The organism is Rhodococcus koreensis (assembly GCF_900105905.1).
In the GTDB taxonomy this organism is placed as follows: domain Bacteria; phylum Actinomycetota; class Actinomycetes; order Mycobacteriales; family Mycobacteriaceae; genus Rhodococcus_F; species Rhodococcus_F koreensis.
On record NZ_FNSV01000003.1, the window covers coordinates 30303 to 41630 of the forward strand.

Below are 11328 nucleotides of genomic sequence, written 5' to 3' on the forward strand. Positions count from 1 at the left end.
GCGGCGGCAGGCGACTGGAAACGTCAGGATCCGGACCCACCCCGCGGTCCGCTCCAGCGCGAAGTGACGGGTGCGCCGGGGGAGGTCACTGATCGATCGAGGCTCCATTCGTTGGATCAGCTCTGGTTCCGACGCCGCCGGTGTCGAGTCGTACGTTTCCGGCCTGAGCTGGCGTGGGAAAGCGGGGAATTCATCCAGCCAAAATGGTATAGTTTCTATACATGTCTGGGTTTGAGTTCGATCCGAACAAGAGCGAAGCGAACCTGGCCAAGCACGGCATCGATTTTCTGTCGGCGCAGGCACTGTGGCGAGATCCGCACCGGCTCGAGGTGCCCGCGAGAACTACGGATGAGCCGAGGTGGCTGGTGATCGGTGTGATTGACGGAAAATGGTGGTCCGCGGTGGTGACCTATCGTGCGGACCGGACCCGGATCATCTCGGTTCGGCGCTCACGTGATGGAGAGGTGGCGCTTTATGAGAGCTGACGAGTTCGACGAGCGTTTTGATGCCGGCGAGGACGTGACGTTCGCGCTCGATACGGCCAGGGCCCGGCGCCCGGGCGAGGAGCAGCGGCGTGTCAACGTCGACTTCCCGGCGTGGATGATCGCGGAGTTGGATCGTGAGGCGACTCGTCTCGGGGTTACCCGGCAGTCTCTGATCAAGGTGTGGATCGCCGAGAGGCTCGAACGCAACGGCTCAACGGCCGCCTGATCCTGCCGCGGTGGCGTGGCGGTACGGAGGGCTCGATCGGTGGACTCGGCTCGGTGGTCTCGGTGTGGGGGCGGGAGTTCCGTCGCCGCGAGTTGGCCCCCATATGGGCGAAGGAGCCTATGTCGGTGCGCATTTCGATTCCTGGTCGAGCACCGGCGACCGGGTGGGGGGAGTCGGATCGGTTCACCGCGGATGATCTGGTTGCGGTGACGTTTTCTGTCGGCGGGAGGTCCCGCCGAGGGCGCCGCGGGCGATCCTGGTGTCGCTTGTCAGGGTGATGGGACCACCTCGTTGCCACGAGCATGGGACCACCCGAAGGTGTCATCGAGCATCGACCTCGCCTTCTGAACTGTCAACCACGCCATGCCCAGACGGGTGCGTTGCCGGTAGGGCGGGCCCTCGATGACGAGGGTGTGCGCCGAGGAGGTGAGCCGGTCGATCGCAGACTGCGCCAGCAGGGCGTCGGTGGTCATCGACAGCCACTCTGGGGACCTATTTGAGGAGACGATCGTCGCCTTGCGTCGATGACGCTCCACGACCAACTCGTAGAAGTCGTTGGTCTCGGTCGCGTCCAGGGGCCGCAACGCGAAATCGTCGAGTAATCCCGACCCCGGAATTATCCCGATACGGGTATCGAAGCGGCGGCATTGATGCAGGTGAGGAGCATCTTCGGATAGATCCGGATGAATTCGGGTCGGGATAATCCCGCGTGTTCCAGGCTCCGTCGGTGGGGCAGGTTGCTCCACCGACGGAGGAGGTGTCCGATGGGCACGACTTCATGGATGCGTGGTGCGGGACCGCTGGTGCCGTTCGCGGAGGGCTTCGAGGAGGAGTTGCGCAGACTCGGGCATCGACCCGGCGCCATCCGGCACCACATGGTGTTGATGGGACAGCTCGATCGATGGCTGACCGGCGAGGGTCTTGCGGTCGAGGACCTGAGTATTGCTCTGGTGGAGGGATTTTTGGCATCCCGGCGGGCGAGTGGTCGTCGGCGGGTGCCGACGGTGGTGACCGTGGCGCGCCTGTTGGAGTATCTGCGGGACCGGCAGGTGGTACCGCTCGAGACGCTGGCGACGCCGACGAGTCGTGATGAGATGTTGGTCCGCTATCGCCACCATCTGATTGTTGTGCGGGGACTGGCCCCGACCACGATTCGACGCTACGAGCGGTTCGCGCGCCGATTCTTGGCGGGTCGGGCATCGCGCACCGGAGACGAGATCGGTATCGGGAATCTGACCGGTACGGAGGTCGCGGAGTGGATGCTCGAGGCCGGTTCGCGGCTGACGGTCGAGTCGGCGAAGCGAGAGGCCGCCGATCTGCGGGCGCTGCTGCGCTTTCTGTATCTGGACGGGATCCTCGAGACGGACCTGGGTGGCGCCATGCCGCCGGTGGCGAGCTGGCGCGGTGCCCGATTGCCCGCGACGATGAGCGCCGCCGACGTGGACAACCTGTTGGCCGGGTGCGATCGCCGCATCGCGAGTGGACGGCGTGACCGGGCCATCTTGATGCTGCTGGCGCGGCTGGGTCTGCGCTCCGGGGAGGTGGCCGCCCTTCGGCTCGGCGACGTCGACTGGCGGGCCGGGGAGATCGTGGTGCGGGGCAAGGCCCGCCGCCGCGATCGTCTCCCGCTGCCCGTCGACGTCGGTCAGGCCCTCGTCGACTACCTCACCGACGGGCGCCCGGTGTGCGGGTGTCCGCAGTTGCTGCTCACCATCTACGCGCCTCCACGGCCCCTGCACCCGAGCACGATCACCGGGATCGTCTACCGTGCGTGTCGGCGAGCCGGCCTGGCACGGGTCGGTGGTCACCGGCTCCGGCACGCGTTGGCGACCGAGCTGCTGCGCCGGGGGGCCGATTTGATCGAGATCGCCCAGGTGCTGCGTCAGTCGGATCTGGGGACCACCTCCGGCTACGCCAAGGTCGATCGGGCCGTGTTACGTACGGTCGCCCAGCCCTGGCCCGGGACACGGCGATGAGCGCGCTCGCCGAGCAGGCCGAACAGTACCTGCGGCTGCGTCGAGCCTTGGGACACAGGCTCGATGAGGCCGCCCGACTGCTTCCCCGCTTCGTCGCCTGCCTCGACGCGGCCGGCGTCACGACGATCACCGTCGACGTGGCCCTGCAGTGGGTGCAACGTCCCGATGCCGATCCCACCAGTTCGGTGTGGGCGCGGCGGATGACCGTGGTGCGCGGCTTCGCCCGCCACATGTCCGGCATCGATCCCGCCACCGAGATCCCCGGGTGCCGAGTTCGCCGCGGACGTTGGCGGGGGTTTGGCTGTGCCGGAGGAACAGCAGTTGCACGTCCGGTGATTCCTCTCGTGAATGGGGTTGTGCATCAACGCCGGTAACCAAGCATGGCGTCCTCGGTGACCGCGACGATCGTTCAGGTGAGGGCCGGGTCGAGCGCGTGAAGCGCATGCACTTCGGCCCGGGAGGGCGCGTACGCGCCGGATCGACTGACCGTCAATGCACTCGTGTGTATCGCGCGGAGCAGTGCGGGTTGGACATCGGGCCAGTCCGCAGCCGCGAGTCGATCCCGTGCTTGGGGTGAGCCGAGCAGGCCCGCGTCGAGTAGTCCGGAGATTAGTCCGGCCATGAAGGAGTCCCCGGCGCCGACGGTGTCGCCCACGGTGACCGGTGTCTGGTCGATGTGGAGCATGTCCCGGTTGTGTGCCAGTCGCGCGTAGGCGCCCCAGGATCCGCGGGTGACGACCACCATCGCTGGTCCTGTCTTCACCCACCGCCGCATGATGTTCTCGACCGGCACGCCCGGGTAGAGCCAGTCGAGGTCCTCGTCGCTGGTCTTCACCACGTCGGACAGTGAGACCAGGTGCTCGACGCGGTCGACGACGGTGTCGGGCGAATGCATCAGTGCGGGACGGATGTTCGGGTCGTATGACACGGTACCGAGGAGCCGCATCCGTTCGGCGGCGACGACCACCGTGGAGCCGCCTGGTTCGACGGTGGCGGCGATGCTGCCGGTGTGCAGATGCCCGAACGGTTCCAGGTCCGGGAGTTGCGGGACCGCCCAGTTCAGGTCGAACTCGTAGTTTGCGCGTCCGTCCGCGTCGATCCGGGCGAACGCGACCGACGTCTTGTGTGCGGAGTCGGTTCCGGGCGTGATCTGCACGCCGGCGGACTCCGCCCACTGTCTGAGCAGACTTCCCCGGGGGTCTTTGCCCCAGTGGGAGCAGATGCTGGCCGGGTGGCCGAGTGCGCCGAGTCCGACCGCGACGTTGAGCAGGCTGCCGCCGACGTGTTCCTGAGTGGACGTTGGCCTGGTGACGACGTCGATCAGTGCTTCGCCGAGGCTGAGTACGCGGCGGGTCATCAGTGAGCCCGTACCGCGGTCGGCTGGTCCGGGCCGTGGTCGAGTGCGACGCCGAGCTTGGCCTCCATCTCCTCGAGCGGCACACCTTTGGTCTCGGGCATCACCTTCAGCACCCAGATCAGCTGACCGACCATGGCGAGGAAGAAGATGCTGAACGCGGCGCCGGCACCGAGGGCACCGATGATCGGCGGGAAGGCGAACGAGGTGATCGCGGCGAACACCCAGTGGGTCAGGCTGCCCAGCGACTGCCCCTGACCACGGATCCGATTCGGGAAGATCTCCGAGAGGAATACCCAGATCACCGAGCCCTGGCCGACGGCGTGGGCGGCGATGAATCCCATCAGCCCGATCAGCACCAATATCGACGACGTAGAGGTGAACTCGCCACCGCGCGCATTTTCGTAGTAGAACATCACGGCGGCAAGGAATCCCAGGGACATCAGGTAGCCGATCGAGCCGACGATCATCAGCTTGCGCCGGCCGAGCCGGTCGATCAGGCTCAGCCCGACCATGGTGGCGACCAAGTTCATCGCGCCCACCCCGACGCTCATCAGGAACGCGGCGTTCGTGCTGGCGCCGGCCTCCTGCATGACCCGTGGCGCGTAGTACAGGACCGCGTTGATGCCCGACAACTGGTTGAAGACGGCGATCGCGACGGCGAGCAGGATCACCTTGCGGTGCCCGCGCGTGAAGAACGGCACCTTCGTCGTGTTCGCGGTGGCCGCCAGCGACTCCCGGATCTCACTCATCTGGAAGTCGACGTCGGCTTGGGTGGCGCACAGGCGCTTGCTCGTTGCGGTTGCGTCGTCCCATCGACCATTGGCGGCCAGCCAGCGCGGCGTTTCGGGAACGGTCGGCAGCATGAGGACGAACACCAGTGCCGGAACGATCATGACGCCGAGCATCCAGCGCCAAGCATTGTCGCCGGGGACCGCCGCGCGGATGACGGCGTTGGATGCATAGGCGATGAGGATGCCGAGCACGATGTTGAATTGCACCAACCCGACCAGGCGTCCTCGGTTGGCCGCGGGGGCGATCTCGGCGGTGTAGATCGGTGCACAGACGCTGGCACCACCCACGCCGATGCCACCGATGAACCGGAACAGCATCAGAATTTCGACGTTCGGGGCCAGGGCAGACCCGACGGCGCCAAGAACGAAGAGGACGCCGATCACGTAGAGCGCCTTCTTGCGGCCGTACCGGTCGGCCGGCCGGCCGGCGACCAGAGCGCCGAGGATCGTCCCGATGAGTGCGGTGGTGACGGTGAAGCCAAGCTTGGCATCGCTGAGCGCGAACACCTGCTGGATCTGTTCCTCCGCACCGGAGATGACCGCGGTGTCGAATCCGAAGAGCAGCCCGCCGGTCGCGGCGACTATGGCGCTGCGAACAACTATGGGTTTCACGAGAGATCTACTTTCTCTTGCGGTTGAAATATCATGGAAAAGAAGGATTTCCGTGCACAGCGCGATGGGTTGGGCACACACACGCCATCAGCGAGAGGTCGAGGCGTGGCGCATACGGGGAAGGTGCTGGTCATCTCGGGGGCGGCCAGCTGGCCGGAGCCGATGGCGGCGGCGAAGATCACGCCCGTCGGCCGCGGCGATCACCGCGGGGTCGCGTGGCTCGGAGCCAGAAGCGCCCTGCGTCTCGACGTGGATTTCGTGACCGCTGCGGGCGGCACCCTGCTCCAGCGATTCCGCCGCCATGTATGTGTGTGCGATGCCCGTAGGGCACGAGGTTGCGGCTACGAACTTCATGTCATGCGCCTTTCCTAGCGGTTCGCTGTCGCAGCCGAGGCGAGGACCGATCGAGGCTGCCCTGCCTGATCCTGCGTCGCTGTATCGATGAGCCTGCGGACAGTTATAGCTGTGACGTGGCTCTCATGTCAACATATACGGGCCTAAACACACACATTCGGGCACCAATGTCCAGGTCAAAACAACACACCGAAGTGGTTGGCGGCCTGCAGTGCGATCACCTCCGCGCCGGTGCGAGCCGGAGTTCCGGGCGCGCGCCGTCTGGATGGGCGGAGTCTGTGATGGCGCGACTGTCTCCCCGAAAGCGTCAGGCGCGCGCGTGAAACTGTCTGGCACGGAACAGGATGCGGTCGGTGGGGCGGCCGCCACCCCACAGCCTCAGTCCGCACAGCTCGTTGGTGTTGGGCGATGTCGAAGACTCCCGGGCGCCGCGCTGAACGCATCCGGCACGGACTCGGCGACCCGGATGGGTGGCTTGCCCGGCAGCTGGACGAGAAGGCGCGCGCACAGGTCCAGCGGGCAGTACCTCGACGACGCTTTCAAGGGATTCTGTTGGCTCTAACGAGCGGGTGCTGGACCCGATGACGGTTGACCGGTGCGCAGCTTCTACCCGTCACAGTCCTTGTAGTCCCCTCCAAGTGGATGTGAGTAGCGTCGACAAACCCGGACGTGAACATCTGGTGGCGGCGGGTGTTCCCGTCGGTGCAGGTTTCCCCGGTGGCGGCGAGGGCGATCCTGGACACCGAGGCGGAGGCGCTGAATGCCCTTCTGGCGGCGGTAGGCCCTGATCGGGACCTGGTTTCGACGAACCGGAGCCGCTCGTCCCGGGGTGGCCCGCGTGGGACCTGGAAACGGCCCTGCGCGGTCTGCGGGAGGTGGGCTGGACGAAGGCAACGAAGCTGATCGCCCGCAAACGTCCCGGCTGTACCCGATCTGGGACTCGGTGGTCAGTCAGGTTCTGGGCACCGAGCGATCGCACTTGAACCCGGTCCCCGGGAGGCCCTTCGCGCCGACGACGGCGCGTTGCACCGCCGGTGGCTGTCGATCCGGGAGGAGGCCGGCCTCCCCGAAGAGATCTCAGCGCTCCGCGTGTTCGATGTGATCGCGTGGATGGATGGCGAGAACCGGGGTCTCGGACGGCGCGCTGACCAGGAAAGATGACACGTCCCGGATGATCCGTCACCTCCGACTGAGCCTGCTATTCGGGTTGTTCGGTGTCGAGGGCGGCGGTGATGCGGTCGTGGATCCAGGTTTCGAGGTTCTGGCCGGCGGTGCGGGCGGCGGTGTGGGCGCGGGTGTATTCGTCGTCGCTGAGCCGGATGGGGATGCGGCGTGTGGGGCCTGGGGTGGGCTGCTGGGCCAGTTCGCGTCTGAGAGAGCGTCTGAGAACTCCCGTTCGTGTCACGCAGTGCGGGCGAGTCGGCGTGACATGGTCGCGATCATGGCGATGTAGACGACGGCTTCGTGGTGGTCGGGTCTGGTCTCGTAGTCGCGGACGCAGCGGCGGTATTTGCAGATCCAGGCGAAGGTCCGCTCGACCACCCACCGCCGGGGCAGAACCTTGAATCCTTTGACATCGTCGGTGCGTTTGACAACCTGAACCGTGAGGGACAGAACATGTTTCGCCCAATCGACTAGCCTGCCCGCATAGCCGCCGTCGGCCCAGACCAAAGAAATCGTCGAGCAGTGGGCGCGCATCGCAGCCAGCAGCCGGACCGCGCCGTCCCGGTCCTGGATCCCGGCCATCGTCACCACGACCGCCAGCAGCAGCCCGCTCGAGTCCACAGCGATGTGCCGTTTACGCCCATTCGTCTTCTTCCCCGCGTCGTATCCACGACTCGACCGGGCAACGGTGTCGGCGCCCTGCACCGACTGGGAGTCGATGATCGCCGCCGACGGCAGCGGTTTCCGGCCGCCGTGGACCCGCACCCGATCGCGCAGCGCGTCGTGGATCCGCTGCCAGACCCCCGCCCGGACCCACCGGGCGAAGATCGCGTACACCGTCATCGCCGGCGGGAACTCCGACGGCAACTGCCGCCAGGCGATCCCACCCCGCACGACATAGAAGATCGCATCGAGGACAAGACGGCGGCAATGCTTTTCCGGTCGGCCACCGCTGCCGGTGGTGTTGCCGGGTGGAGGCAGCAGTGGTTCGAGAATCGCCCATTGAGCGTCGGTCACCGAGGATGACGAGTACACCGCGCACCGATGCCGGATCCCAGAATCCGGGGTAGGGCATGACGGACACAGTGCGATGAGCGATGATGGCAAGTGAACTCCTGGTCGGGTCGTGGCGTAAGCACCTACTGACCTACCAGGAGTTCACCCATTCCTCACCAGTCACACGCCGATTACCTCGAGTTTTCAGATGCGCTCTGAGCTTGTTTTTTAACCTGGGCAGGCGGCCCCGACGGGTTTTCTCGCTTTGGTTTCGGCGCGTTTGCCCACGTGGTGATGCGGTGCGCGGTGGGTGTTTTTCGATCCGGGTGGGCGTCCGGGTCCGGGTCGACTGGGTTTCGGTGCACTGGCCGGAACAGGCATCGTCGCGCGGGTGCGCGAAAACCCTCGTCGAACTCGTGCCGGTGTCAATCGTGTTGGTGAGAGGGGTCGTTCCCACGGGCGGCGTAGGTCCTCGGCCCGAGGACGGGCGAGCCGGAGTTGGGCGTAGGCCACCAGCACGATCCAGGTCCAGCGGTCGGCCGCCTCGGGACTGCGGAGCCGAGGTGCGGTCCACCCCAACGTCTGCTTGAAGAATCGGAAGGTGTGCTCGAGATCGAAGCGCCGCAGAAACAGCTGCCACAACCGGTCGAGATCGTCGGCACTGACGCCCGGGTCCGAGCACCACAGCCACACCGGGGTGGGATGCCGGTCCCCAGGAAGATGGTCGACGGTCAGCCGGATCACCGTGCCTTCCACGATCGGTGGCGGCCCCGGGTGCTGAGCCCACGAGCCACGATGAACGAGTCGCGGGTGCAACCGATTCCACGCCGCAGCGGAGGCTGTGCCGTATCGGTCCGTCTCGGTGCTCGAGGTGGTCTCGGGTGCAGGCCACGTAATCGGGTCGGCGAATCGAAACTCGGGGCCGTGCCGGGGTGGGCGCCCAGTACGGCCCGGGGGCGGCGCCGGGAAGCACAGCACCCGGTCCGAACGCATCCGACCCAGCACCTGCACCGGGAGATCGGCGAGCACGAACGCCAGCCGGGCCAGCTCGTACCCGGCGTCGAACACCAGCAGAATGTCCGGGTCGCCGTCGCGGTGGTGCCCGGCCTCGCGCAACCGTGTGATCACTTCACGCACCTGGGTGGCCGTCACAGCGGTTTCGTCGTCGTCGGGGCGTAGGCGGACCGCGTCGAGCACCGTCGTCCACGAGGTACGGCCGGTCTCGAGGGCGGCGACGAACGAGTACGGCCACCCCGGGATCAGCTGTGCCTGATTCTTCCCGCGGCCGTAGACGTGGCAGAACCCGCGCTGCGGACTCGTCGGTGCATCCGGGCGCAACCAGGCACTGGCATCGACGGCCAGTACGATCCGGCCACCGCGATCACGCGGGATCGTCAGCCCGCTGAGGGCGCGGCGCAGCCGAGTGTAATCTATTCGGCCGCAGTTGATTGCGTCGTACAAGGCGCCGTGACCGCGCCGATGCTCGGCGGCCAGTGACAACTCGACCAGGGTGCGAACCGCGGTGCCGGAACACAGCAGCGCATCGGTCAACTCGAACAATGCATCACCTCGGGTCGGAAGACACCGGTAGAACTCTTCGCGGAACGACACCAGGTCGACACGCGGATCGGGGACCGATTCTTCCCCGACCGCCCACCGATCGGGCACACTGATACTCACGGCCACCGCCTGTTTTCGTCTCGAAAGTTCTGTGGAAGGAACCTCAAGATGATCAGGCGGTGGTCGCCTCATGCCGCGGCGACACGCCGAACAACACCAGCACCAACTGCCCCACGCGATGGCCGAGGTTAAACGACAAGCTTAGACCAGCTGGCAGCACGTCGGGCTGTGCCGCCCTCGACCTGTAGACGACACCTTCAGGGTTGCCGGCGCGAATTGCCCACCTGAGCTTGATCTTTAACCTGGGCAGGCGGCCCCGACGGGTTTTCTAGCTTTGGTTTCGGCGCGTTTGCCCACGTGGTGATGCGGTGCGCGGTGGGTGTTTTTCGATCCGGGTGGGCGTCCGGGTCCGGGTCGACTGGGTTTCGGTGCACTGGCCGGAACAGGCATCGTCGCGCGGGTGCGCGAAAACCCTCGACGAACCTGTGCCGGCGTCAATCGTGTTGGTGGGACAGGCCGTTCCCACGGGCGGCGTAGGTCCTCGGCCAGAGGACGGGCGAGCCGGAGTTGGGCGTAGGCCACCAGCACGATCCAGGTCCAGCGGTCGGCCGCCTCGGGGCTGCGGAGCTTCGGGGCGGTCCACCCCAACGTCTGCTTGAAGAAACGGAACGTGTGTTCGAGGTCGAAGCGCCGCAGAAACATCTGCCACAATCGGTCGATATCGGCGGTTCCCGCACCAGGATGTGAGTACCAGAGCCACACCGGTTTGGGATGCCGGTCCCCGGGCAGGTGATCGACCGTCAGCCGGATCACCGTGCCCTCGACGATCGGCGGCGGTCCCGGGTGGTCCGCCCACGAGCCACGATGGACGAGCCTCGGGTGCAACCGATTCCACGCCGCAGCGGTGGCTGTTCCGTAGCGATCGGTGTCGGTGCTGGTGGTGGTCTCGGGTTCGGGCCAGGTCTGGGGGTCGGCGAATTTGAAGTCGGAACCGTGCCGGGGTGGGCGCCCGGTACGGCCCGGTGGCGGCGCCGGGAAGCACAGCACCCGGTCCGAACGCATCCGACCCAGCACCTGAACCGGGAGATCGGCGAGCACGAACGCCAGCCGGGCCAGCTCGTACCCGGCGTCGAACACCAGCAGAATGTCCGGGTCGCCGTCGCGGTGGTGCCCGGCGTCGCGCAACCGCGTGATCACTTCACGCACCTGGGTGGCCGTCACAACGGTTTCGTCGTCGTCGGGGCGCAGGCGGACCGCGTCGAGCACCGTCGTCCACGAGGTACGGCCGGTCTCGAGGGCGGCGACAAACGAGTACGGCCACCCCGGGATCAGCTGTGCCTGATTCTTCCCGCGGCCGTAGACGTGGCAGAACCCCCGCTGCGGACTCGTCGGTGCATCCGGGCGCAACCAGGCACTGATGTCGACGGCCAACACGATCCGGCCGCCGCGATCACGCGGGATCGTCAGTCCGCCGAGGGCGCGGCGCAGCCGAGCGAGATCTATTCGGCCGCAATTGATTGCGTCGTACAAGGCGCCGTGACCGCGCCGATGCTCGGCGGCCAGTGACAACTCGACCAGGGTGCGAACCGCGGTGCCGGAACACAGCAGCGCATCGGTCAACTCGAACAAAGCATCACCTCGGGCCGGCAGACACCGGTGGAACTCTTCGCGGAACGACACCAGGCCGACACGCGGATCGGGGACCGATTCTTCCCCGACCGCCCGCCGATCGGGCACACTGATACTC

13 protein-coding genes and 1 pseudogene are annotated in these 11328 nt (G+C 66.5%); 6 read left to right on the forward strand and 8 right to left on the reverse strand.

Annotated elements, in window-relative coordinates; genetic code table 11:
• Positions 1 to 221 precede the first annotated feature (221 nt).
• Both BLV94_RS02600 and brnA read left to right on the forward strand, forming a co-directional pair.
• A complete protein-coding gene (locus BLV94_RS02600) occupies positions 222 to 485 on the forward strand; it encodes a BrnT family toxin (RefSeq protein WP_072950613.1) in 264 nt (87 codons plus the stop codon).
• Positions 475 to 711: a type II toxin-antitoxin system BrnA family antitoxin gene (gene brnA / locus BLV94_RS02605; protein WP_072950616.1), complete on the forward strand. Its 237-nt coding sequence runs from the start codon at positions 475 to 477 to the stop codon at positions 709 to 711. The genes BLV94_RS02600 and brnA overlap by 11 nt, the downstream gene beginning before the upstream one ends.
• A 269-nt stretch (positions 712 to 980) precedes the next feature.
• Here brnA and BLV94_RS02610 read toward each other — a convergent pair.
• Positions 981 to 1313, reverse strand: a pseudogene (locus BLV94_RS02610) (ATP-binding protein); the annotation flags it as partial.
• A 162-nt stretch (positions 1314 to 1475) separates the two neighbouring features.
• Here BLV94_RS02610 and BLV94_RS02615 point away from each other — a divergent pair.
• Positions 1476 to 2687, forward strand: a complete 1212-nt coding sequence (locus BLV94_RS02615) for a tyrosine-type recombinase/integrase (RefSeq protein ID WP_072950618.1) — start codon at positions 1476 to 1478, stop codon at positions 2685 to 2687.
• Positions 2684 to 3061, forward strand: a complete 378-nt coding sequence (locus BLV94_RS02620) for a hypothetical protein (protein WP_072950620.1) — start codon at positions 2684 to 2686, stop codon at positions 3059 to 3061. Before BLV94_RS02615 ends, BLV94_RS02620 begins: the two co-directional genes overlap by 4 nt.
• Positions 3062 to 3096: 35 nt before the next feature.
• On the opposite strand, the gene BLV94_RS02625 is transcribed toward BLV94_RS02620, so the two are convergent.
• The 3 genes from BLV94_RS02625 to BLV94_RS51415 all read right to left on the reverse strand — a co-directional run bounded on the left by BLV94_RS02625 (position 3097) and on the right by BLV94_RS51415 (position 5801).
• The gene (locus tag BLV94_RS02625; protein ID WP_072950623.1) at positions 3097 to 4044 is read right to left on the reverse strand and encodes a carbohydrate kinase family protein; all 948 of its coding nucleotides are present in this window, start codon (positions 4042 to 4044) and stop codon (positions 3097 to 3099) included.
• The gene (locus BLV94_RS02630; protein ID WP_072950626.1) at positions 4044 to 5447 is read right to left on the reverse strand and encodes a sugar porter family MFS transporter; all 1404 of its coding nucleotides are present in this window, start codon (positions 5445 to 5447) and stop codon (positions 4044 to 4046) included. The genes BLV94_RS02625 and BLV94_RS02630 overlap by 1 nt, the downstream gene beginning before the upstream one ends.
• An 87-nt stretch (positions 5448 to 5534) precedes the next feature.
• The gene (locus tag BLV94_RS51415; protein ID WP_306454261.1) at positions 5535 to 5801 is read right to left on the reverse strand and encodes a PTS fructose transporter subunit IIB; all 267 of its coding nucleotides are present in this window, start codon (positions 5799 to 5801) and stop codon (positions 5535 to 5537) included.
• An 857-nt stretch (positions 5802 to 6658) separates the two neighbouring features.
• Between BLV94_RS51415 and BLV94_RS51420 the strand changes: the two genes are divergently transcribed.
• Both BLV94_RS51420 and BLV94_RS51425 read left to right on the forward strand, forming a co-directional pair.
• The gene (locus BLV94_RS51420) at positions 6659 to 6784 is read left to right on the forward strand and encodes a hypothetical protein (RefSeq protein WP_255315061.1); all 126 of its coding nucleotides are present in this window, start codon (positions 6659 to 6661) and stop codon (positions 6782 to 6784) included.
• A 40-nt stretch (positions 6785 to 6824) separates the two neighbouring features.
• Positions 6825 to 6962, forward strand: a complete 138-nt coding sequence (locus tag BLV94_RS51425) for a DUF6308 family protein (RefSeq protein ID WP_255315059.1) — start codon at positions 6825 to 6827, stop codon at positions 6960 to 6962.
• Between the two features lie 37 nt (positions 6963 to 6999).
• On the opposite strand, the gene BLV94_RS02645 is transcribed toward BLV94_RS51425, so the two are convergent.
• The 4 genes from BLV94_RS02645 to BLV94_RS02660 all read right to left on the reverse strand — a co-directional run.
• Positions 7000 to 7206 carry a hypothetical protein gene (locus BLV94_RS02645; protein ID WP_072950632.1) on the reverse strand — a complete coding sequence of 69 codons (207 nt, stop codon included), beginning with the start codon at positions 7204 to 7206 and terminating at the stop codon, positions 7000 to 7002.
• Positions 7203 to 8018, reverse strand: a complete 816-nt coding sequence (locus BLV94_RS02650) for an IS5 family transposase (protein ID WP_072950640.1) — start codon at positions 8016 to 8018, stop codon at positions 7203 to 7205. Before BLV94_RS02650 ends, BLV94_RS02645 begins: the two co-directional genes overlap by 4 nt.
• Positions 8019 to 8189: 171 nt before the next feature.
• On the reverse strand, positions 8190 to 9641 hold the full coding sequence (locus BLV94_RS02655) for an NF041680 family putative transposase (RefSeq protein WP_244163432.1): 1452 nt from the start codon (positions 9639 to 9641) through the stop codon (positions 8190 to 8192).
• A gap of 237 nt (positions 9642 to 9878) precedes the next feature.
• The coding region (locus BLV94_RS02660) for an NF041680 family putative transposase (protein WP_208613685.1) at positions 9879 to 11328 on the reverse strand (1450 nt) is incomplete at its 5' end.

Excerpts from the sequence above, each read along its gene's own strand:
- BLV94_RS51415 (WP_306454261.1), bottom strand. The coding sequence starts at position 5,801 with ATGAAGTTCGTAGCCGCAACCTCGTGCCCTACGGGCATCGCACACACA.
- BLV94_RS02615 (WP_072950618.1), top strand. The coding sequence starts at position 1,476 with ATGGGCACGACTTCATGGATGCGTGGTGCGGGACCGCTGGTGCCGTTC.
- BLV94_RS02600 (WP_072950613.1), top strand. The coding sequence starts at position 222 with ATGTCTGGGTTTGAGTTCGATCCGAACAAGAGCGAAGCGAACCTGGCC.
- BLV94_RS02625 (WP_072950623.1), bottom strand. The coding sequence starts at position 4,044 with ATGACCCGCCGCGTACTCAGCCTCGGCGAAGCACTGATCGACGTCGTC.
- brnA (WP_072950616.1), top strand. The coding sequence starts at position 475 with ATGAGAGCTGACGAGTTCGACGAGCGTTTTGATGCCGGCGAGGACGTG.
- BLV94_RS02620 (WP_072950620.1), top strand. The coding sequence starts at position 2,684 with ATGAGCGCGCTCGCCGAGCAGGCCGAACAGTACCTGCGGCTGCGTCGA.